17 protein-coding genes are annotated in these 20,724 nt (G+C 63.9%); 12 read left to right on the top strand and 5 right to left on the bottom strand.

Translation table 11 applies throughout. The annotated features are described in order from the left end of the window. Nucleotides 1–136 precede the first annotated feature (136 nt). Nucleotides 137–637: an endonuclease domain-containing protein gene (locus HMPREF3176_RS10360; RefSeq protein ID WP_168161962.1), complete on the top strand. Its 501-nt coding sequence runs from the start codon at nucleotides 137–139 to the stop codon at nucleotides 635–637. A gap of 176 nt (nucleotides 638–813) precedes the next feature. Continuing rightward, complete coding sequence (locus tag HMPREF3176_RS07435; RefSeq protein WP_070459343.1) at nucleotides 814–3,792, top strand: DNA polymerase III subunit gamma and tau; 2,979 nt, start codon at nucleotides 814–816, stop codon at nucleotides 3,790–3,792. A 616-nt stretch (nucleotides 3,793–4,408) separates the two neighbouring features. Here HMPREF3176_RS07435 and HMPREF3176_RS07430 read toward each other — a convergent pair. After that, nucleotides 4,409–5,917, bottom strand: a complete 1,509-nt coding sequence (locus tag HMPREF3176_RS07430) for an amidase (protein ID WP_070459341.1) — start codon at nucleotides 5,915–5,917, stop codon at nucleotides 4,409–4,411. Nucleotides 5,918–5,926: 9 nt separating this feature from the next. After that, on the bottom strand, nucleotides 5,927–6,502 hold the full coding sequence (locus HMPREF3176_RS07425; protein ID WP_070435592.1) for a GyrI-like domain-containing protein: 576 nt from the start codon (nucleotides 6,500–6,502) through the stop codon (nucleotides 5,927–5,929). Between the two features lie 78 nt (nucleotides 6,503–6,580). Between HMPREF3176_RS07425 and recR the strand changes: the two genes are divergently transcribed. From recR to HMPREF3176_RS07380, 9 genes are all read left to right on the top strand, one after another. Continuing rightward, nucleotides 6,581–7,174 (top strand): recombination mediator RecR, encoded by a 594-nt coding sequence (gene recR / locus HMPREF3176_RS07420; protein ID WP_016663774.1) that lies wholly within the window; start codon nucleotides 6,581–6,583, stop codon nucleotides 7,172–7,174. Between the two features lie 9 nt (nucleotides 7,175–7,183). Continuing rightward, nucleotides 7,184–8,887: a hypothetical protein gene (locus tag HMPREF3176_RS07415; RefSeq protein WP_070459338.1), complete on the top strand. Its 1,704-nt coding sequence runs from the start codon at nucleotides 7,184–7,186 to the stop codon at nucleotides 8,885–8,887. A gap of 111 nt (nucleotides 8,888–8,998) precedes the next feature. After that, nucleotides 8,999–10,363, top strand: coding sequence for an aspartate kinase (locus HMPREF3176_RS07410; RefSeq protein WP_070459335.1), 1,365 nt, complete (start codon nucleotides 8,999–9,001; stop codon nucleotides 10,361–10,363). Between the two features lie 22 nt (nucleotides 10,364–10,385). Then, nucleotides 10,386–11,456 (top strand): aspartate-semialdehyde dehydrogenase, encoded by a 1,071-nt coding sequence (locus tag HMPREF3176_RS07405; protein ID WP_083286317.1) that lies wholly within the window; start codon nucleotides 10,386–10,388, stop codon nucleotides 11,454–11,456. 186 nt (nucleotides 11,457–11,642) lie between these two features. Then, a complete protein-coding gene (locus tag HMPREF3176_RS07400) occupies nucleotides 11,643–12,311 on the top strand; it encodes a TetR/AcrR family transcriptional regulator (RefSeq protein ID WP_016663778.1) in 669 nt (222 codons plus the stop codon). A gap of 5 nt (nucleotides 12,312–12,316) precedes the next feature. After that, entirely contained in the window at nucleotides 12,317–12,661 is a 345-nt protein-coding gene (locus tag HMPREF3176_RS07395) for a PRC-barrel domain-containing protein (protein WP_070459332.1), read from the top strand. A 191-nt stretch (nucleotides 12,662–12,852) separates the two neighbouring features. Continuing rightward, the gene (locus HMPREF3176_RS07390) at nucleotides 12,853–14,187 is read left to right on the top strand and encodes a UDP-glucose dehydrogenase family protein (protein ID WP_070459329.1); all 1,335 of its coding nucleotides are present in this window, start codon (nucleotides 12,853–12,855) and stop codon (nucleotides 14,185–14,187) included. Between the two features lie 36 nt (nucleotides 14,188–14,223). Continuing rightward, on the top strand, nucleotides 14,224–15,240 hold the full coding sequence (gene rfbB / locus HMPREF3176_RS07385; RefSeq protein WP_070459326.1) for a dTDP-glucose 4,6-dehydratase: 1,017 nt from the start codon (nucleotides 14,224–14,226) through the stop codon (nucleotides 15,238–15,240). Between the two features lie 9 nt (nucleotides 15,241–15,249). Next, entirely contained in the window at nucleotides 15,250–16,155 is a 906-nt protein-coding gene (locus tag HMPREF3176_RS07380; protein ID WP_070459323.1) for an SDR family oxidoreductase, read from the top strand. Here HMPREF3176_RS07380 and HMPREF3176_RS10355 read toward each other — a convergent pair. From HMPREF3176_RS10355 to HMPREF3176_RS07365, 3 genes are all read right to left on the bottom strand, one after another. Continuing rightward, nucleotides 16,152–17,336 carry a hypothetical protein gene (locus HMPREF3176_RS10355; RefSeq protein ID WP_070459320.1) on the bottom strand — a complete coding sequence of 395 codons (1,185 nt, stop codon included), beginning with the start codon at nucleotides 17,334–17,336 and terminating at the stop codon, nucleotides 16,152–16,154. The two genes, HMPREF3176_RS07380 and HMPREF3176_RS10355, sit on opposite strands and share 4 nt — an antisense overlap. Nucleotides 17,337–17,473: 137 nt before the next feature. Then, entirely contained in the window at nucleotides 17,474–18,883 is a 1,410-nt protein-coding gene (locus HMPREF3176_RS07370) for an NAD(P)/FAD-dependent oxidoreductase (protein ID WP_070459317.1), read from the bottom strand. Between the two features lie 130 nt (nucleotides 18,884–19,013). Then, nucleotides 19,014–19,484: a VanZ family protein gene (locus HMPREF3176_RS07365; RefSeq protein WP_070459314.1), complete on the bottom strand. Its 471-nt coding sequence runs from the start codon at nucleotides 19,482–19,484 to the stop codon at nucleotides 19,014–19,016. A gap of 42 nt (nucleotides 19,485–19,526) precedes the next feature. Between HMPREF3176_RS07365 and HMPREF3176_RS07360 the strand changes: the two genes are divergently transcribed. Further along, entirely contained in the window at nucleotides 19,527–20,720 is a 1,194-nt protein-coding gene (locus HMPREF3176_RS07360; protein ID WP_070459311.1) for an exonuclease SbcCD subunit D, read from the top strand. The last annotated feature ends 4 nt before the right edge of the window (nucleotides 20,721–20,724 follow it).

Below are 20,724 nucleotides of genomic sequence, written 5' to 3'. Positions count from 1 at the left end.
GCGTGGTCTCTGGGTCCCACGAATGTCTGGCCCGCCGCATTTGTGCACGACCTACAATCGCCTCGCAAGTGGCAAGGCCCGAAAGGCGAGCGTGGGATCCCACCGCCGATGGACCCGCAACCCCTCGAAAGCACCCGTGCTGGACATCGTGGATTCGCTGACTGAGGCTGTCCACTGCGGAACTGCTGAGCAGGCGTTTATTGTGCTCGAGTCTGCCCTCCGCCTTGGGAAGGTAGCCCCGTTTGAAGTTGAGCGCATTTTGGAAAAATGCTTTGCCTATCAGGCCAGGGAGATTGGAATCCCGGGCCGGTTCTCGGAGTCGGGAACGGAATCGGCGTTCGCCTTTCGCATGAAACGCCTGGGTGTCGGTTTTCGGCAGCAGGTGTACATCGATGCCATTGGGCGGGTTGACTTCCTGATCGGGGACTCGCTCGTCGTTGAGCTCGATTCGTTCGAGCATCATCAAGCTAGCCGGCATGGATTCAATCGAGACCGCGAGCGCGATGCGGATCTTCAGCTCCGTGGCTACAGGGTGATCAGGCTGACCTACGACCAGGTGTTTTACCGGTGGGAGGAGTGCGAGGCTCGAGTGAGGGAAGCTATCAGACAGGGTTTTCATCGTAAGCGGGTGCGATGAACTGGACCGCGTCACTTTTGATAAAAATTCCGGGGCTGTGCAGGCCCTCGAAGGCAAACAGCTCTGAGGGTTTCTTCATGGTGTGGAACGCAATCTCCGCGAGATCCGGGCCCAGCCAGCACGCCCGCGCGATTCCCAACCTCATCCACAATGCTGCCCTCCATTAGGCTGGTGTCGTGGCTACAGCTCTTTACCGTCGTTATCGCCCCGAGTCCTTCGCCGAAGTGATCGGCCAGGACCACGTCACCGAGCCGATCCGGCGAGCGTTGAAGTCGGGCCGAATCGGCCACGCCTATCTTTTTTCGGGCCCGCGCGGCTGCGGAAAGACCACGTCGGCACGTATTCTCGCGCGGTGCCTGAACTGCGCCGAGGGGCCCACGGATACACCCTGCGGCACGTGCGATTCATGCCGTGATCTCGCACGCGACGGGGCGGGCAGCCTCGACGTCGTCGAGATCGACGCCGCGAGCCACGGCGGCGTGGATGATGCCCGTGACCTGCGCGAACGTGCAGCTTTTGCTCCGGTCCGCGACCGCTTCAAGGTCTTCATCATCGACGAGGCCCACATGGTCACCTCGGCCGGCTTCAACGCGCTGCTCAAGCTCGTTGAGGAGCCGCCCGAGCACGTCAAGTTTGTGTTCGCGACGACCGAGCCCGACAAGGTGATCGGCACGATCCGTTCGCGCACTCACCACTATCCGTTCCGCCTCATCCCGCCGCAGGTGTTACTCCCTTACCTCGAACAGATTTGCGCCCAGGAGGGCGTCGCGGTTGAGGATGGAGTCCTTTCGCTCGCCGTGCGTGCGGGCGGCGGCTCGGCCCGTGACACGTTGAGCGTGCTTGACCAGCTGATCGCCGGCTCTGACGAACGCGGTGTCGAGCTTGAGGTTGCGACGAACCTGCTCGGCTTCACCGACGTTGAACTGCTTAATCGCGCGGTTGATGCCATCGCGGCGCACGACGCCGCGACCCTGTTCGGCGTTCTCGACGAGGTGATCGGCTCGGGCCACGAGCCTAGGCGCTTTGTCGAGGACCTGCTCGAGCGCTTCCGTGATCTCATCGTTCTCGTGGCTGCCCCCGAGCGCGCACGCGAGCTGCTTCCGGACGTTCCTAGCGACCAGGTCCAACGCCTGAGTGCCCAGGCCGAGGATTTCGAGCCTCGCACGCTTACGAATTTGGCGCAGGTGACGAGCGAGGCCCTCAACTCCATGGTGGGCGCGACCTCGCCACGCTTACATCTCGAATTGCTCGCCGCGAGGCTCCTTCTCAGCCCGGCGACGGGTACGGGGGAGGGCGCAATCGGGGCACGCCCCGGCGCGGTGGGCGGCGCCCCGGGCGCCTCTTTCGGTGGCGCGAATGGGGGCGGGGCTGCGCAGTCCGACGCCTCCCGCCAAACCCTGTCTCCACGTCAGCGCGCCGTGCAAATTGCACGGGAACAGGCAGCGGCGGCCGCGGGCCGCGACAAAGATCAGGTCTCGCGAGCGCCGCAGGCCGAGGAATCGTCGCCGCACGCGCACCGAGACCCCGCGCGAGAAGAGCAGAGAGCGGTGCAGGCAGACCAGCCTCGGACGCAGCCCAAGGCTCAAGAAGGGCCGGAGCACGTGCCAGCCTCGCCTGAAGCGGAACCCGTGAAAAACGCGCAGGCCTCTCGGCCGACGCCGGAGCAACCTCAATCGCAGCCACGGCGACCGGCGCCGAGCAACAGCGATGATTCATGGGGCGACCTTGTGTCGCAGCAACCGTCGGACTCCCCGAAGCCGAACCCGGCCACCGAGCAACCGGCCCATTCTGCGACGAAGGGGGCGAACCCGCAGGCCACACCGGCGGATTCGGGCGCGAGTGCGAGCGATGTTGAGGGGCACTGGTCGGCGCTTATGGATACGCTGCAGACGCTCAAGCGCGCATCGTGGGCGCTTATCGCTCAAAATGCGGGCATTCAGTCGTTTGACGGCTCGACCCTCGTGTTGAGTTTCCGCAGCCAAGGGCTCGTCAGTGCTTTCTATCGCGGCCAGCACGCGCCGCATATGGCCGAGGCCGTGCGGCGCATCATGCGCATCGACGTGACGGTCGAGGCTACCTCTGGCGATGTGCCGCCGGGAGATGGGCGCGGCGGTTCTCCCTCCAATGGTTCGCCTGCGAACGGCAATCGATCACGCGAAGGTGGACCCCCCAAGGCCGCCGCGCCCACTGAGCGGTGGGGCGATGCCGTTGCTCCAGCCGAGCATCCGGCGCCTTCACCGCACGTGCCCGGGCAGAACGCAGCGAATGCACGCGCAACGCGCGACGCGGAGGCGTCTCCAGGGGGCCAGCCTCCCGTGGCAGTTGCCGCCCCTCGCGAGCCGGACGCGGACGTGCCGCCGTTCTTCGACGAGGAGCCTCCCGGTGACGAGGATGCCCCGTCTGAGGACTACACACCGCAGCGCACCTCCGAGCCGGAGCCTGAACCTCGGGCGCAGTTTGAAGAACCGACGCCCGCGCGCGACACTGCTTCGATGCCGCGCGGGGTCACGGAGCCGGTGCGCATCCCGGCACAACCAGGCGAGGGAGAGCCTCGCACCCACGGCCAGAAGGCTCTCAAGGAGGCGATGGCAAGCGCGTTCGGTCAGGGTTTTGAACCTGCGGCGACTCTCGTAGATGCACCCGAGGCGAACGTCCCGGCGGGGCACGAAAAGGATCCAGCAATCGGGCGGGCTCAGGCCGAGGTTGATGCGGAGCAGACCGATGCATGGTCGGGGACAGCAACCGCTACGTCGACAGATGAAGACAGCTGGGGACTACGCACGCAACCAGATGTGCAACGCGATCAGGCTCCCGAAAGACAGGAGCTCAAGCGGGGCCCGGGTCTGGGTCCCGCTGGTGCGCCGCGTCTGACGGGTGCTGCGCTTGCGCGTCAGGCCCTCCACGAAGCGCAAGCCAATCGACACGGCAGCGGTGCACATGCTGGCTATGGGCTCAATGGACGCAGCCAGCACTCGCCCAAGGCTCAAGAATCGCACGTGAGCGCCGAGGGTCATAATTACGATGATCCCTTCCAGGGGGCTTCGCTCGATGACGAAGACGCGTCGTCAACTGGCTCGCAGCGCCGCCCCGGTCGAGACATTGTTGAGGAATTCCTCGGCGGCGAGGTGCTCGAGGTTATCGACGAGCAGCCCTGATCTCGCAGTCGAGAATCTGTGTTCGGGGGTCGGCGCTGCGTTCTCGGCTCTGCGCTCTGGGCGCTGATTGCGTCTCGGAGTATGAAGAAATTGTGGGCTTGGGGGTCGGTGAGGGCTTGGTGCTGGCTGTTTTTTCATGAAGTGTGACGGTGCGCGGGTGAGGAGAGCGGCGGCAGGGGCTGTTCTGGTCGCGGCTCTGAGTTCTGGGCGCGGCCTGGCGCTCTCGGTGCTGCGCTCTGGGTGCTGATCGCGTCTCGGAGTATGAAGAAATTGTGGGCTTGGGGGTCGGTGGGGGCTTGGTGTTGGCAGTTTTTCATGAAGTGTGACGGCGCGCGGGCGCGGAGAGCGGCGGTAGGGGCTGTTCTGGGCTCGGCTCTGTGTTCGGGGGTCGGCGCTGCGTTCTCGGTGCTGTGCTCTGGGCGCTGATCGCGTCTCGGAGTATGAAGAAATTGTGGGTCTGGGGGGTCGGTGAGGGCTTGGTGCTGGCAGTTTTTTCATGAAGTGTGACGGCGCGGGCGAGGAGAGCGGCGGCAGGGAAAAGCCCGGCCGGCAGGACACACGTCAGGTCCGGGATGTGAGCAGGATCGGCGGAAGGGGCGAGCCGCGCCTGGGCCTTTCAGGGCGCGACGAGTAGGGGCCAGGGGTCGAGGGCCTCGAGCTGCGCGGCGATACTGAGAAGAGTGGTCTCGGCTCCCGGCCGAGTTCCCCCGAGGTGGACGCCTACGGGCAGTTCGATTCCGTCGACCACTGTGCGATGCAGTGGCACGCTCATGGCGGCGAACCCATTCATATTCCACACGCTCGTGAACGGTGTGAAGCGCGATTGAAAATCGAAGTCCTCGCGCGGGTCGTCGGGGATGCGATCCGCGAGCACGGGCGGCTCGGACAGCATCGGCGTGAGGATCGCGTCGAAGCTTTCCCACGCCTCGGCCATGCGTCGCGTAAGTTCCTGGATGCGCGCGATGGCGGCGGCGTACTCAAATCCGGTGACTTCGGCGCCGATGCTGCGTAGCCAGCGCGTGAGTGCTCCAACGCCCGCTGCCTCCTCCCCGGCGCGGGCTTCGGCGCTCCCGGCCGGACCGTACGGCAGCGGAATCGACGCTGCTCCCACAGCCCACACGGGCATGAACGTTTGCCAATCCTTCGGTGTCATCGGTGCGGGGATCTCGATGGTTGCGTGCCCGAGGGCCTCGAGCAGCGAGCGGGCACGCTCGACGGCTTCGAGAGAGGAGGCCGCGAGCTCTACCTCGGCGACCATGGGCGAGGTGAGCACACCGATCCTGAGCGGTGAAACCTTTCGCGCATCGAGCGCAGCGAGCGACGCCTCGACTGAAGAGGTTGCGCCGCAGCCCGCGCCCCGTGTGGGCCGCGTGCCAGCGAATGAATCGCCTGGCCGTGCGTGGGCGATGAGATCGATGCCGAGGGCGAGATCCGCGACCGTGCGCGCGAGCATTCCGTGGCGCGCGAGTCCCGGCCCGTCGAGGCCGTGTGGTCCGGCGCTTACCGTTCCACGCGAGGTCACCATGCCGAGGACGCCATTGCAGGCAGCGGGCACACGCACGCTTCCGCCGGCGTCGTTGCCGTGGGCGAGTGGCGCGATGCCGCACGCGACGGCTGCACCGGCGCCGCCGCTCGAACCGCCTGCGGTGCGCCGCACATCCCACGGAGTGCGGGCCGCTCCGAGTGGCGATTCGCTAAACACGCTCATCCCGAACTCGCTCGTCGTGGTTTTCCCGAGCGTGAGGGTGCCGGCGGCGATGAGATCCTCGGCGATGCCATCGGTGCGAGTCGATATGCTTCCTGCGAGAGCGGGGGAGCCGGCCTCGAATGGCAGCCCTTCGACTTCGACGAGGTCTTTGATCGGTAGGGGAATGCCGGCGAGGAAAGGCGCTGGCGTTTTGCCCGCAGAGCGTTCTGCGAGCAGCATCTCCTCGGCGCGCTCGGCTTGCGTGCGGGCACGATCGTCGGTGACACACGAAAACGCCCCGACCTTCGCGCCGCGTTCATGGGCGCGCTCGAGTGCGCGCCCGACGTGGACGCTCGGCGTGAGCTCTCCGTCGCGGTAGGCCCGCGCGAGTCGAACGGCGCTGAAATCGAGGGGGTCGTCTTGACCGTCGGCAAGCATGGCCCGCTCCTAGTTCAGCGGGGCAAGCGGTGCGAAAAGATCGGTGCGTGAGGTTGTCACGACCGTGTCCTGCTCGGCAACGGGAATCGACACTTCCCAAAACGGCGGCGTGGGCTCGAGCCCGCGGTCCGTGAGAGTTGTGAGCAGGGCATTCCACGAGTCGTCGCGCGTGCTGTAGGGGCCGTTGTGCGAAAGAGCTGCGATGCGCCCCTCGGGGAGGGTGACGGTACTTGCGTGGAGTGTGGTCTCGCCCGGGCAAGCGTCGGACCTCACGTCGATATCCCTCGAAAGCGGACGTTCGATCGGGAAACCGATAGCGACATCGCTCTTCGCGTGAGCGCTGTCGATGCCGCCAACGCGGTAAAACACGACAACCAGGTGCCCGGTGATCTCGGCGCCTTCGCGCTCGAGCGCCGCGGGCAGAGCATCAGCAACCACGCTCGCATAGTCTCCGAGCGCGTCCATCGCAAGGTCGTTGACGCGGACGGCGGCGAGCGGCACGGAGGGCTGATCGAGCACGGTGAGTGTCGTGTAGCCGCGGCCGTTTTCGACATCGCTTCCGCCGGGAGTCGTGTGGATGGTCATGGTGTGCTTTCGCGTTGAGAACGGGCGTGGGGCGAGTTTACGAGTTTATTTGTCTCACCCGTGCCATAGAGTTTAGGTGTGTTTCAGGGAATCGTGCAGGATCTGATCGACGAACTCGGGATGCTCCCCGGGGTGGGCCCCAAGTCGGCGCAGCGCATCGCGTTTTACGTGCTCGGTGCGGAGAGCGCGTCGATCGAACGGCTGGCCTCGACCCTCACCGAGGTGAAAAAGCGCATCCGCTTTTGCGAGGTGTGCGGCAATATCGCAGAGGAAGAACGCTGTGCGATCTGCCTCGACGAGCGTCGCAACGGTGAGCTCCTGTGCGTTGTGGAGGAGCCCCGCGATGTTTTTGCGATCGAGCGGCTTCGCGAGTATCGGGGTCGCTACCACGTGCTCGGCGGCGCGATCGACCCAATCGGGGGAGTCGGCCCGGCGGACCTGCGTATTCAGGAACTTCAGGATCGCGTCTCGCAAGGAGGCATCACCGAAGTGATCCTTGCGCTGGACCCGAACGTTCAGGGCGAGGCGACGAGCACCTACATCGCGCGCACGCTTGCGGACTCCGGAGTCGAGGTCACGCGTCTGGCCTCGGGCCTTCCGGTCGGCGGGGACCTTGATTACGCTGATGAGATGACTCTTGGCCGCGCGTTCGCGGGGCGGCGCACTTTCTAGGGGGTTTCGATGGTGCAGGGCACTCACCCGGGAAGGCCGGGCCAGGGCATGGGGATTCCGACGCTCGCCGGGCCTTCGGCGCAGTCACTTCCGCCACTGCTCGACTTGCCCGAGCCGGAAAGGCTGCCCACGGGAGACGACGTCGTCGACCTTCCCGAGGAAGTCTTGTGCGAATCCGCGCGGTCGATGCGCGCGGCCACGGGCCGGAAGATTTGGGTGTGGATGGCAATTGTGGGGTTTGTCAGTTGGGGAGCGCTCGCGATGGTGTTTCTCGGTTCGCTGACCCCGCTGTTTTTGTTTTTGCCGATTTTCGCGATTGCCGAGCCATCGTTCGTGGCATCGCTCCTCAACGGACTCGGCGCGTCACCGGGTGTCGTGCTGTTCATAGCTTTTGGGTCGGCGCCCTTAGGCGCGCTCGCCGGTCTGGGGGCGGCAGCGCTCGGTCTGCGGTCGGTTGCGCGGCTACGCCCCCGCGAGTACCTCACGGAGAAGGAGTTTCGAAGGGCGATCGGCTGGTCGTTTGCGAAGTGGATCCTGTGGCCCGAGCTCGCAGTGATCGTCCTTTCGATGATCCTCACCGCGCTTCCCGGTAACACCTTCGTCCTCGCCGATTTTTCTTACATCGTCGTGTCGGGGTATCTCCAGATGTTTGTGGTTGCACTGTTGAGCGCGCCTCTCGCGGCTGGACTCGCGCGTGCATCAAACCCACTGAAGCTGCCGGGACTTGGCGAGCTGGAAATGAGGCGCCAAGCTGCGATTGGCACGGACAACTACGGTCACTACACGCGCGTTCTATTCGCGCAGGATCGTCGGCACCTGCCGCGCAATAGGTTCATCGCAAACCCTCGTGTCGTGGCGCAGTCGTTTCGCACTATCGCTCGTTACCGCTGGTGGCAGGTCCTGATCGTCGCTGTTTTGGTAGTGCCGTTTTACTACTTTGCCGATTTCGGGCAGCTTTTTACGTTCGATGGCAACGTTGGCGACATCTCCGGCGCGACGGATTTTTCCCTCACGACGCGCATCGCGGCACTCGTCCTGCTCGTTGCGTGGCTGAGTGCCTTCGCATGGCTGCCACCACTCGTGCTCTCCCTTTTTCACCTCATACCGCCATCAAAGCGAGGGGTCCGGGATCAGCGCACCTATCCCACGATTACTGAGCGCATGGCCGTGAATCGATGGGAGCGGGGCGTCGTGTGGGTGACAACCCTTGGTCTCGCCTCAGTGGAAGCCGTGTGCCTCATCGCGTTGCTCGTCGTGCTCCAGGTGACCGGTGACGCAGCCCTCGCGGGCCCGGTGCACCTCTGGGTTCTTGGGATCTCGGGATTCGCGGCGAGCGCGCTGGGGATGATCGCCACCTACCGCGCGATGGCGATTGACCTGCGCACGATCGTCTACGGCCCTGCGGGCTGGTACATGCGCAGAGAGGTGCCGTTTTCAGCCATTGCACCTCAGCGCGGCACACGGACGGATCTCGCGGACGATCCGCGCGTGAGGGCGGCTCTGCGCGAACGTCAGGCGATGAAGCTTGGTCTACCGAAAGACGCGACGCTCGAGCAAATCGCCAAGGCAGCTTCGAGGACCGGTGTGTTGCCCGACTTTGGGCTCGGCGAAGAGCAGGTGAGGCCCGCCACGGTCGAGCCTCCCACGATCAAAGGCGAGCACGATATCCCGGAGAGTCTCGAGGAGCTGCACGCGGGACGCCTCACAGTGTGAGACGCAACGGGCGCGCTGCACTCATCCCTGCGGCCTCGCCTGTCACAATGGCACCACCCCGCATTCATGCCTCTACCGCGGTAACCCCGCGCGCGAAAGGGAAACTCGCCCATGGCGCTTGTCGTACAAAAATTTGGCGGATCCTCCGTTGAGGATGCCGCCGCGATCAAGCGCGTCGCCGCGCGCATCGCCCTGTACGCGAAGGCGGGCCACGAAGTCGTGGTTGTCGTCTCGGCGATGGGGGACATGACCGATGAACTCATCGACCTCGCCCAAGAAGTGACCGCGCAGCCGCCCGCCCGCGAACTCGACATGCTGCTCACGGCGGGCGAACGCATCTCGATGGCGGTGCTCTCGATGGCCCTCAACGCCAACGGCGTGAGCGCGCGGGCATACACGGGCTCGCAGGCGGGCATGATTACCGACGAGCTTCACGGCGGCGCCCACATCATCGACGTGACCCCGGGGCGTATCCGCAGCGCGCTCGACAACGGTCATGTCGCCATCGTCGCGGGCTTTCAAGGGGTGTCGCGCACGACGAAGGAAATCACGACTCTCGGTCGCGGCGGGAGCGACACCACCGCCGTCGCCCTCGCGGCAGCGCTCGAGGCAGACGTGTGCGAGATCTATAGCGACGTGGATGGAATCTTTACCGCCGATCCGCGCATCGTGTCGAGCGCATGCCGCATCCCCGAGATCAGCTCCGAGGAGATGCTGGAAATGGCCGCTGCCGGAGCGAAGATTCTCGCCCTTCGATGTGTCGAGTACGCGCGCCGTTTCGAGGTTCCACTCCACGTGCGTTCGAGCCACAGCGGCCGTATCGGCACCGTTATTTGCGAGGATCCCGATCGGGACTTCCCGATCGACCCCGACCTTCCCCGCCTTGGCGCACTCGCGGGCGCCTGCGACGTTTCACCTACGAAGGAGGAGGCCCCCGTGGCATTCCTGACAGAAGGGGGCCATGAGGCCCCGATGATCACGGGCATCGCCCACGACCGCAGTGAGGGTATGGTGACCCTCGTCGAGGTCCCCGATACGCCCGGGAAAGCCGCGGCAATTTTTGAACTCGTCGCGTCCGTCGGCGCGCATGTCGACATGATCGTCCAGAACGTCTCAACTGTCGACGGTACAGTCGCGATTTCGTTCACAATTCCCGAGGCACACGCCGAGGCTGCCACTCGTGCGCTCGAGGCAGCGCGAAGCGAGATCGGCTACCGCGAGTTGCGGTACACCAGCCAGATCGGCAAGGTCTCGATCATTGGCGCGGGCATGAAATCGAACCCCGGCGTGTCCGCGACGGCGTTCCGCGCGCTGTCGAACGCGGGGATCAATATCTCGATGATTTCGACCTCGGAGATCCGCATCAGCGTCGTGACTCGCGTCGACGAGCTCGACCAGGCTGTGCGGGTGCTCCACACGGCTTTCGGCCTCGACGGCGAGGGTGAAGCCATCATTTACGCCGGAACGGGTCGCTGAGCGCGGCCGAAGGGAGAGGGCAATGGGCGAAAAGGTTATGGACAAGGACCCGTCGGGGCCGATCATTGCTGTTGTGGGCGCGACGGGCCAGGTGGGCCGTGTCATGCTCACGCTTCTCGAAGAGCGTCGCGTGCGGCACTCGCGAATCCGCCTTTTTGCGTCCGAGCGTTCGGCGGGTACCCGTATGCGTGTCAATGGCGAGGACCTCGTGGTAGAAAACGCCGAGACCGCAGTGCTCGAGGGTGAGGGCAATACGGTCGATATCGCGTTGTTCAGCGCGGGTGGTGCGACCTCGAAGCGCCTCGCTCCCGTGTTTGCACGCGCCGGTGCAACCGTGATCGACAACAGTTCCGCGTGGCGCAAGGACCCGGATGTCCCGCTCGTTGTCGCCGAAGTGAACGGAGAGTGTGCCGAGAAAGCGCCGAAAGGCATTATCGCGAACCCGAACTGCACGACGATGGCGGCGATGCCGACCCTCAAGGCTCTTCACGAGCGCGCCGGGCTCGAGCGCCTCACGGTTGCGACCTACCAGGCTGTGTCCGGCAGCGGCCTCAAAGGCGTCGACGAGCTTGCGAGCCAAACGCGCGCTCACGTGAATGATCTTGAGTCGCTTGCCCTCGATGGCCGAGTCGATGCTGAGCCGGCGCCGTGCGTATATCCAGCTCCGATCGCGTTCAACGCGGTCCCGTTCGCGGGGGCGCTTGTGGACGACGGCTCGCTCGAGACCGATGAAGAGCAAAAACTCCGCAATGAGTCCCGGCGTATTCTCGATCTTCCGGATCTCCGTGTGTCGGGCACATGCGTGCGCATTGGGGTGTTCACGGGGCATTCGCTCAGCATCCACGCTGAGTTTGAGCGGCCGATTACCGTGGACGAAGCCGAGGAAGCGGTCCGGGCCCAGGTGGGCGTCGACCTCGTTGATGTGCCCACGTCGCGCCTTGCTGCAGGGCGCGACGGCACATTCGTGGGGCGGTTCCGCAGTGATCAGGCGGTTCCGGATGGTCGCGGACTTATCTTCTTCGTGTCCTCGGACAATCTTCGCAAGGGCGCGGCCCTCAACGCGGTGCAGATATGCGAGCGGCTTGCGGGCTGAAGGCCCGGAGCTGTGACATACTGGGAGTAACTGCTGGAAATATTGGTATTCGCCCGTGAATCCACCCCCATGCTCATCGCGGTAACTTAGCGTACGTGCAGGTCGTGGCCCTACAGTGTTGTGCGGGCGAGCGTGCGTAGCAGCCACAAGGCTCACGCGCCGTCACAGAGCCTAGGAGTGTTGCCCATGACCCCCGATCGCCGAGCAGCCCGTCGCACGGCCGATCCATCGCCGGATCACGGCGCCAGAGTCAACCTCACGCGGGCGCGCGGAGAGCGCACCCGCGAGGTCATCCTCGAGGAAGCGACGCTCCTGTTCTCCACGTACGGCTACCGTGGCACGTCGCTTCGCGATATTTCCGAGCGCGTGGGAATCTCCCACCCGGGTATGCTCCATCATTTTTCCCGTAAGGAAACCTTGCTCCAGGCGGTCCTCGAGCGCGCGGCACGCCATTTTGAAGAGCTCATCGATGACTTCGTCGAGACGGCGCAAGAGCCCGCGGCGATTCGTGACTGGGATGCGGTGCGGCAGTACCAGTCCGTCATGTTCGCCGTCGTGAGGGCCGAGGCTGTCGAAAAAGATCACCCCGGTCACGAAGCGATCGTGGGAATGCAGACGATGGCAGAAGAAAAGCTCACCGCCCTTTTTGAGATGTACGAAGAAAAGGGCTGGCTCGACGAAGGTGCGAGCCCCGAGTGGATTGCCCGCTCGATCGTCGCGATGTGGACGGGGGTCTTCATGCGCGATGCCCTCATGGGCGATGGCCTCTATGACCATGACCTCTCGATTTTCTTGCGCATGTTCGTCATCCCGCTGCGCGAAGCCGATCCGTTTACCCCGACGAGTAGAAAGTAGCGTGTATGGCGACCGAGGTTGAGCTTGATCGACTCCGCAACGCTCTCGTGCGCGATGCCTCCGGTGCGCGCCTCGGTAAAGTGTGCGAAATTTTCCTCAATGATCGCACTCAAAAAATCTCTTTTGTGACGCTTGCTCTCGGGCCTTTCAGTACGCGTGAAATCTATATTCCCTACGAGTATATTGACCTTGATGAAAGCGGCCCCAGAACCGCGGTTCGGCGCGAAATTCTCGAGGATGCCCCGCGCGCGAACGGGCTCGGCCATTTGACGTTCACGCAAGAAGAGCGGTTGCGCGAATACTACGAGTCGGCCGTGATCGCTGACCCGCACTCGTCGCCGCACGATTGATCCGTGTGGGGTCGAGTGGTCGCGGCGACCGTCGGAAACCAGACGTTGTTAACGGGCGCGTGAACGGCTGAAAGTACGCGGTGAATTCTCGGTGACCCGGGCCGGGGTGTGAGTGTGCGGTCGGTAGAGTCGAATCAATGACGGTTTTTCGTCGTCAAAGATTCGCTTACTGATTCGTCACAAGGATATATATGAAAATCTCGGTTATTGGGCTCGGATATCTTGGTGCAGTTCACGCGGTATGTATGGCGGAACTGGGGCACGATGTCGTGGGGATCGATGTGGATACCGAGAGGATCGCCAAGCTTGAGCGCGGTGAAGCGCCATTTTTCGAGCCCAGTTTCCCCGAAAAACTCTCCGCAGCCCTCGAGCGGGGAAATCTCCATTTCTCGACGGATCTTGCGGATGTGCGCGAGTGCGACGTGCACTTTGTGTGCGTGGGAACGCCACAGGGGTCCGACGGCTCCGCAGATCTCACCGCCCTCCGTGCTGTACGCAGGGGCCTGAGGGAAGTTCTCGCCGGATCAACGCGCGACAGGATCCTTGTGGTGGGCAAGTCGACCGTGCCCGTCGGAACGGCTCGCGGCCTCAGCGAGGCGTTTGCGGATCTTCCGAACGTCGAACTCGCGTGGAATCCGGAGTTTTTGCGCGAGGGGTACGCGGTGAAAGACACTCTCGGTCCGGATCGCCTCGTGTACGGCGTGCACGAGGAGCAGAAGTTTTCCATCACGCATCTCGACGAGGTGTACGCCTCGATCCTCGAGGCCGGCACGCCTCGCCTTGTGTACGGGTACGAGAGCGCCGAGCTCGTGAAGGTGAGCGCGAATGCGTTCCTCGCAACGAAGATCAGTTTTGTCAACGCGGTCGCGGAGATGTGCGAGGCAACGGGCGCCGACGTTGTTGAGGTCGCCGAGGCGATCGGTCTCGACGAGCGCATTGGCCGACGCTTCCTCAAAGCCGGCATCGGCTTCGGCGGCGGGTGTCTCCCTAAAGACGTGCGGGCCTTCATTGCGAGCGCGGAGGAGCACGGCGTGGGGGAGTCCTTCGAGTTTCTCCGCAACGTTGATCGCATCAATCAGAAGCGTCGCGCGCGTCCCGTGGAGCTCGCCCTCGAGTATTTCAACGGGGACCTCACGGGTGTGCCCATTACTGTTCTCGGCGCCGCGTTCAAGCCCTATAGCGATGACGTGCGTGATTCGCCCGCGATCGACATCGCTCTTTCCCTCGCACGTCACGGTGCGGATGTGCGCATCACGGATCCGCAGGCTCTCGCGGTCGTGCGAGGCCGCTACGAGGAGTTGACCCTCGTGGACGATCTCGAGGAAGCGATGAGCGGCGCGCGCTTGCTCATCCTCGCGACGGAGTGGCAGGTGTACCGCGACCTTGATCCTGCTCGTGTCGCGGAGCTCGTGGCCGAGCGTGCGGTGATCGACGGACGCGGGGTCTTCGATCTGGCCCGCTGGCGCGAGGCCGGTTTTACGATCATGGCGCTGGGGCGTGGGGAGAGGGCCGGGAGGCTCGCCTAACAGCCTCGCGTTCCTCGTCGTGGCACACTAACGGCTATGGGTGCTGCACACTTGATCGTGACCGGTGGCGCGGGATTCGTCGGTGCGAATTTCGTGCACTATGTCGTCACGCACACCGATTATTCGGTGACAGTTCTTGATGCTTTGACGTACGCGGGTAATGAAGCAAACCTCGAGGGCCTTCCTGAGGATCGCGTGCATCTCGTTGTTGGCGATGTCGCTGATCGTGAAGCCACTCGTGCGCTTGTAGAAAGCCTCGATCCTGAAACGGATGCGGTTGTGCACTTTGCTGCCGAGTCCCATAACGATCGATCGCTGAGCGACCCGACCGTGTTCGTGCGCTCGAACATTGTGGGCACTTTTGCCCTGCTTGAAGCGGTACGCGAGTTCGGCGTGCGCCTCCACCACGTCTCTACCGACGAGGTCTACGGCGATCTACCGCTCGAGGATGAGCGGCGGTTCACGGAAGAATCCCCTTACAGGCCAAGCTCTCCCTATAGTGCGACGAAAGCTTCCAGCGATCTTCTCGTACGCGCTTGGACACGCAGCTTCGGGTTAAGGGCAACCATCTCGATTTGCTCGAATAACTACGGGCCTCACCAGCACGTTGAGAAGTTCATTCCCCGGCAAATCACGAATCTTCTTGATGGAGTGCGGCCGCGCCTCTTTGGTGACGGCGCGAACGTTCGCGATTGGATTCATGTTGACGACCACTCTTCGGCCGTTCTTGCTATCCTCGAGCGGGGCCGCATCGGTGAGACGTACCTGGTGGGCGCGAAGTGCGAGAGAAGTAACCGCGAGGTTGCGCGGGTCATTCTCGAGGCCTTCGGGCGCGACGGAGACGACATCGACTTTGTGGCCGACCGGCCCGGGCACGACGTGCGCTACGCGCTCGACGCACGCAAGCTTGAGAACGAACTCGGGTGGCACCCTCGCCACCGCGACTTTGATGCCGGTATTCGCGAGACGATTGAGTGGTATCGCGAGAACGAACAGTGGTGGCGCGCCTCAAAGGCCGCAACTGAAGCGACATACGCGAAAAACGAACAGTAAGGAATGCCCGTGTCCCACGATTTTGCATCCCCGCCTGCCGAACGCGAATGGCAAGAAGCGGCCTCCTCGCCCGAGCGTACCCTCGTGGTGGGGGCCGCGGGACAGCTAGGGCGAGCTCTCCAGGGCTTGTGGCTCGGTCGCGACGATGTTGATTTCGTGGACCGCGAGGTCCTCGATGTCGGCGCCCATGACTCCATCGCCGCCTTTGATTTCTCGCCCTACAGGGTGATCGTGAACGCCGCGGGCTATACCGATAAAGACGGCGCGGAAAGTGCCGAGGGGCGCCGCGAAGCATGGGCGGTGAACGCCAAGGGGGTTGCACTTTTGGTCTCGGCCGCTCGTGAGGCGGGCGCCGTGCTCGTGCACATCTCGAGTGACTACGTCTTCGATGGTTCGGTCGCGTTCCACACGGAGGAGGAAGGCTTCGCCCCGCTCGGCGTCTACGGACAGACGAAAGCGGCCGGTGATGCCGCGGTCTCGACCCTCGATACGCACTACATTCTCCGCACGAGCTGGGTTGTCGGCGAGGGCAAGAACTTTGTCGCGACGATGCGCGAACACGCCGCCAACGGCGACTCGCCCTCGGTCGTGAACGACCAGTTTGGACGATTGACCTTTACGGATGAAATCGCGCGTGCGATCGATTTTGTGCTGCGCACCCGGGTGCCGTTCGGCACCTACAATGTGACGAACTCAGGCGATATCACCTCGTGGTTCGAGATCGCGCAGAGGGTCTACGAGCTCACGGGTCACGACCCGGAGAACGTTCAAAGCGTCTCAAGTGCCGAATACCTCGATACGCACAAGGGCGTCGCGCTTCGCCCCATCAATTCGGCGCTCGACCTGAGCAAAATTACCGAGGCGGGCTTTCACCCGCGCGATCAGTTCGAGGCGCTCGCCGCGTACCTGGCCTAGTTATTGCGGCGCATCAGCACGATCGCGCCCGTAGCCGCGAGACCGAGGCCCGCAATCACGCCGCCGATGAGCCACGCGACCGATAGGCCGAGCGGCTGCCGTGAGGGATCGGTGATGAGCTGGGTGGAGCCCTCCGTCGGCTCCTCTTGAGGCTGACCGGGCATTGGGCTCGGGGTTGGGCCTGGCCTGACGATGCCGCCAGCATCTCCGTTGCCACTTGTGCTGCGGCGGTTGAGTTTCGAATAGTCGCTTCCCACGGCGCCGAAGTCGGCGGAGCGACCGTAGCCGCTTCGCTGAGGAATTCGGGACATGGCGGAGGGGTGAGAGCGCACGAACTTCGATCCGCCAGCCTCGGTCGACGTCTCTTCGGACTCACCCGTTTGGCCGCGAGAGGGCGTCGTCGAGGGTTCGGTGCTGCCGGGGCTGTCGCCCGGATCGGCGGGGAGCGGCGCTTCCGTTTCAGGGCGCGGGGAAGGGGGCGCTGGCGAGGATGGGGACGCCGGTTCCGTTGGTGAAGGTGCAGGTTTCTCTGTGGGATCCGGCTTCGGTGTGGGGCTTGGCTCTGGCTGCTCCGTTGGGCTTGGCTTGGGCTGTTCCGTTGGGCTTGGTTCCGGCTGCTCCGTTGGGCTTGGCTCGGGCTGATCGGTGGGATCGGGCGTTGGCGTCGGTTCAGGGGTCGGGGTTGGGGTTGGTGTTGGTGTGGGCTCAGCCGGCTCGGTGATGGTGACCTGCGCGCTGGACTTCGTGCCGCCCTCGAGCGGTGCGACAGTGACCGTGTAACTTCCGGGCTCAGCGATGACGAAGGTCACGCTCGCACGCCCGTTAGCGTCCACAATCGCGGTGTCACGCGAGTAACCGAGCAGTGGAAGCTCGACCGGATTGCCTTCGGCGGGGGTTGCAGTTGTCTCGGTCGTGACGGCTTGATCGGCGTGGCGGTATTCGCCTCGCACCTGAGTGCCTTCCTCGAGGCCGCATACGAGTGCCGTAAACGCCTTTCCCTTTTCGACCTTTGCTTCGGAAAGGGTGACGGTTCCCGGTGTGCAGGCGGTGTCGACAGCAAAAGCGCTCACCGTCTCAAACGGCACCGTGCCCAAGGTCGCGATTGCCGAGGCAAGCACACTCGCTCCTACGACGACACCGCTCAGGCGGCGGCGAAGCGCAGTTGTGCGGGGCTGGGCCATGGGGTGCGTCCTCGTGGTCAGGCGAGCGATAGAGATTCCACGCGGAAGATTCACCGCGCTCCACCTCACGATAGGCCACGAAACAACCGTTAAGCGTGTAGCGCGCTTAAAACCCGTGTAAAACCCGGGGCATCACTCTAGCGGCGCATGCGCGGCCTGCCCGGATCCTTGAACCGTTTGCCGGCCTGGTAGCCGAACCGGCGAATCGGCGCATTTTCCCGAAAGGCCCTGCGAGCTCCGAGCGAATCCACGTCACCCACGACCGGGTTCGGCACACGGGAAATGCCCGTGCCGTTGTAGAGATACAGGAGGTTCGCGGCAACCGAACGGCGATTGCGTGTACCGAGCAACTTCGAGACGTGTACGCCCAGCCATGCTAGCCACCCGATCGAGCCCTGAAGATTCACGCCTCCGGGCAGTTCCGCGATAGCGGCACGCCGACCGATCGTCGCCATCGCCCCCAGGTCGTTGTAGTGGAAAGGCTTTTGTGCAGCGGCCTCATCGCCGTCGACGAGGGCCTTAATCGCGCGGGCCACGTGCTGGCCCATTTGCACGGCCGGTTGAGCGAGCTGCGGCTGTGGATCATCGCCACCGGCGATATCACCCGCGGCCCACACGTTGTCATAGCCCTTGACGCGAAGGGTGGGATCGACATCGATTCGCCCCCCGCGCCCCTGCGGAAAACCCCACGCGTTGACGGATGTCGACACGCTCACACCGGCGGCCCAGATCGTGATGTCTGATTCGACGTAGCTGCCGTCGGCGAGGCGCACGAAGTCGTAGCCGACCTCCTCGACACCCTGGCCTAGGCGCAGCGTCACGCCGCGCCTTTCAAGCTCGCGCGCCGCATACTCGCGATGCTGAGGCTCGAAGGCCTTGAGGAGTTCGTCGCCGCGTTGAATAAGGGAAATCTCGAGCGTTCCCGGGTCCACCTCGGGGTAGAGCACATCGAGCTCGCTAATGCGGAAATCAGCGAGTGCCCCCGCGATTTCTACGCCCGTGGGGCCACCGCCCACAATCGAAATGGCGAGACGGTCGGTGAAGCTCATCTCCGTGAGCTGCGTGGCACGCTCGAGCTCCGCGAAGATCCTCTCGCGGATCTCGAGAGCCTGCGAGCGGGTGTACATCGGCATCGCGAACTCTTCCGCACCCGGGGTGCCGAAATAGTTCGTGGTGGCGCCATTTGCCAGGACGAGGTGGTCGTAGCGCACCGAGCCTCCGTCGGAAAGCTTCACGACCTGATCGTCGGTGTCAATCCCCGTGACCTCTCCCTGGCGAAAGCGCATATTGGGGGCGTGGAGGGAGAGCCCGCGCAGGAACATCGTGACGTCGCCAGAGTTGAGGCCCGCGGTCGCAACCTGATAGAGGAGCGGCTGGAAAGTCTTGTACACGTTCCGATCAATGAGCGTGACCCGAACGCGAACATCGCGTAGGGCAAGCACGAGGTGGGCGCCGGCGAAGCCGCCGCCAACGATCACGACATGGGGCCAACTTGCGCCATCTTTGGCGGGCACGGTCTTGCGATAGAACGCGGGGAGCAGGGGCATGAACAATCTGGTCCTTCAGTGATGCGACTCGGCTATGGCCGACCATAACGGTAAAACGGTGACGTGAAAGAAAGCTCCACATCCTGTGAGCCGCGCGACTGTCGTGAGGCTCGCGATCATGTCGCAGTCGTTATCCTGCGGTGCGGCGGGCGCGGGAGGGCTGGGCGAGCGCGAGTTCGATCCACAGCGCTCCGACGCCGAGGGCGATTCCGCATGCGTCGGCAATCGCGTCGGTGGCATCTGCTGAGCGCGCGGGCATGAACGATTGCAGGACTTCGATCGCGGCGCCCCACAGGAGGAGGACGGCAATGAGAACGAGCAAATGTCGGGCCTTCACGACCCCGAAAACGGTCCCAAGCCTCGTGCTCCCACGCTGGTGCGCGCCACTCTCAGCACGAGGGGACCACGAGAGAGCCCGCGAGTCTTCGAGACATAGAAGTCGTGAAAACGCCCAGGTCGTGAAAGCAAACACGAGGATGTGCCCCAATTTATCCGCGCCGGGGAGGGAGGTGACCGGCTCGGCGGCTTCGGGAACTTTGGGCAGAAAGAACACGGTATTTGCGAGGGCGGCCACGAAGGCGAAAAAAGGCGCGGACGTCATGAGGTGAGTTTAAATGTCCCACCCTCCTCTTAGAGTGAAAGCATGAAAATTCTTCACACGTCGGATTGGCACCTCGGGCGCACCTTGCACGGTGAGAACCTGCACGAATACCAGCGGGAGTTCCAGGATTTCCTTCTGGCGAAGATCCGTGAAACCGGAGCGCACGCTCTCGTGATCGCCGGCGATATCTACGATCGCTCGGTCCCGCCCGTCGAGGCGGTTGAGCTTCTGCACGAGTCGCTCGCAGCGCTCGCGGAAGAAACCACGGTGATCCTCACGCCAGGCAACCACGATTCGGCGGTGCGGCTCGGCTTCGGCGCAAAACTCATGCGGCCCGGCATTCACATTCTCGCGGATGTCGAAGGGATCGAGCACCCGGTTTCGGTAGCTGATGAGCACGGTGAGGTGCTCTTTTTCGGGCTGCCCTTCCTTGATCCGGATCTTGCGCGCTACAGCCTCGCTCCCAAGGGTGGCGACCCGCTTCCTCGCACGCACGAAGACGTTACGGTGCAGGCGATGGATCGAGTCCGCGCAAAACTCGAGACTCTGGGGCATCCGCGAAGCGTCGTGCTTGCCCACACCTTCGTTGCGGGCGGGGACGGCTCGGATTCCGAACGCGACTTGAGCGTGGGCGGTGTGGCGTCTGTTCCCGGTGGCGTGTTTGCGGGGGTCGACTACGTCGCGCTCGGCCACCTCCACGGCTGCCAAAACATGAGTGCGCTTGTCCCAGGCGAGCGGCCCGCCGCGTGGTACTCGGGAAGCCCACTGGCCTTCTCGTTCTCGGAGCGTCACCACACCAAAGCCGTGCTTCTTGTCGAGATGGACTCCTCGGGGTTGGTCGAGGTGGAACGTATTCCCACCCCCGTGCGCCGCAGGCTCATCGAACTGGACGGCTCTCTCAAAGAGATTCTCGATAGCGCCCCGAACTATTCGGAGGATTGGATCCACGCGATCGTGCGGGAGGAAACTCGCCCCGCGCACCTTCAGCAGATCCTGAGCGCGGCGCTTCCACATCTCCTCTTCACGGAGTTCCGCTCCACACGCGACACGGAATCTAGTGCCGCGCCGGTTGTGACGCGCGAGGCTTCACCGGCGGAGGTCATCTCGGAATTCTTCGACTACGTCACGGGTGCCGAACCGAGCGCCGTGCAACGAGACACCATCGAGCAGGTGCTCGCCGATGCACGCGCGCGTGCCGATTTCACCGAGTCGCACGCACAGCGAAAGGCCTCCTGAATCT

The sequence above is a fragment of the Dermabacter sp. HMSC08H10 genome (assembly GCF_001807585.1).
In the GTDB taxonomy this organism is placed as follows: domain Bacteria; phylum Actinomycetota; class Actinomycetes; order Actinomycetales; family Dermabacteraceae; genus Dermabacter; species Dermabacter hominis.
This window is presented reverse-complemented; position numbering and strand designations above follow the sequence as displayed.

Excerpts from the sequence above, each read along its gene's own strand:
- HMPREF3176_RS10355 (WP_070459320.1), bottom strand. The coding sequence starts at position 17,336 with ATGGCCCAGCCCCGCACAACTGCGCTTCGCCGCCGCCTGAGCGGTGTC.
- HMPREF3176_RS07425 (WP_070435592.1), bottom strand. The coding sequence starts at position 6,502 with ATGACCATCCACACGACTCCCGGCGGAAGCGATGTCGAAAACGGCCGC.
- HMPREF3176_RS07365 (WP_070459314.1), bottom strand. The coding sequence starts at position 19,484 with ATGACGTCCGCGCCTTTTTTCGCCTTCGTGGCCGCCCTCGCAAATACC.
- HMPREF3176_RS07400 (WP_016663778.1), top strand. The coding sequence starts at position 11,643 with ATGACCCCCGATCGCCGAGCAGCCCGTCGCACGGCCGATCCATCGCCG.
- rfbB (WP_070459326.1), top strand. The coding sequence starts at position 14,224 with ATGGGTGCTGCACACTTGATCGTGACCGGTGGCGCGGGATTCGTCGGT.
- HMPREF3176_RS07410 (WP_070459335.1), top strand. The coding sequence starts at position 8,999 with ATGGCGCTTGTCGTACAAAAATTTGGCGGATCCTCCGTTGAGGATGCC.
- HMPREF3176_RS07430 (WP_070459341.1), bottom strand. The coding sequence starts at position 5,917 with ATGCTTGCCGACGGTCAAGACGACCCCCTCGATTTCAGCGCCGTTCGA.
- HMPREF3176_RS07390 (WP_070459329.1), top strand. The coding sequence starts at position 12,853 with ATGAAAATCTCGGTTATTGGGCTCGGATATCTTGGTGCAGTTCACGCG.
- HMPREF3176_RS07415 (WP_070459338.1), top strand. The coding sequence starts at position 7,184 with ATGGTGCAGGGCACTCACCCGGGAAGGCCGGGCCAGGGCATGGGGATT.
- HMPREF3176_RS07395 (WP_070459332.1), top strand. The coding sequence starts at position 12,317 with ATGGCGACCGAGGTTGAGCTTGATCGACTCCGCAACGCTCTCGTGCGC.
- HMPREF3176_RS07360 (WP_070459311.1), top strand. The coding sequence starts at position 19,527 with ATGAAAATTCTTCACACGTCGGATTGGCACCTCGGGCGCACCTTGCAC.
- HMPREF3176_RS07405 (WP_083286317.1), top strand. The coding sequence starts at position 10,386 with ATGGGCGAAAAGGTTATGGACAAGGACCCGTCGGGGCCGATCATTGCT.
- HMPREF3176_RS07370 (WP_070459317.1), bottom strand. The coding sequence starts at position 18,883 with ATGCCCCTGCTCCCCGCGTTCTATCGCAAGACCGTGCCCGCCAAAGAT.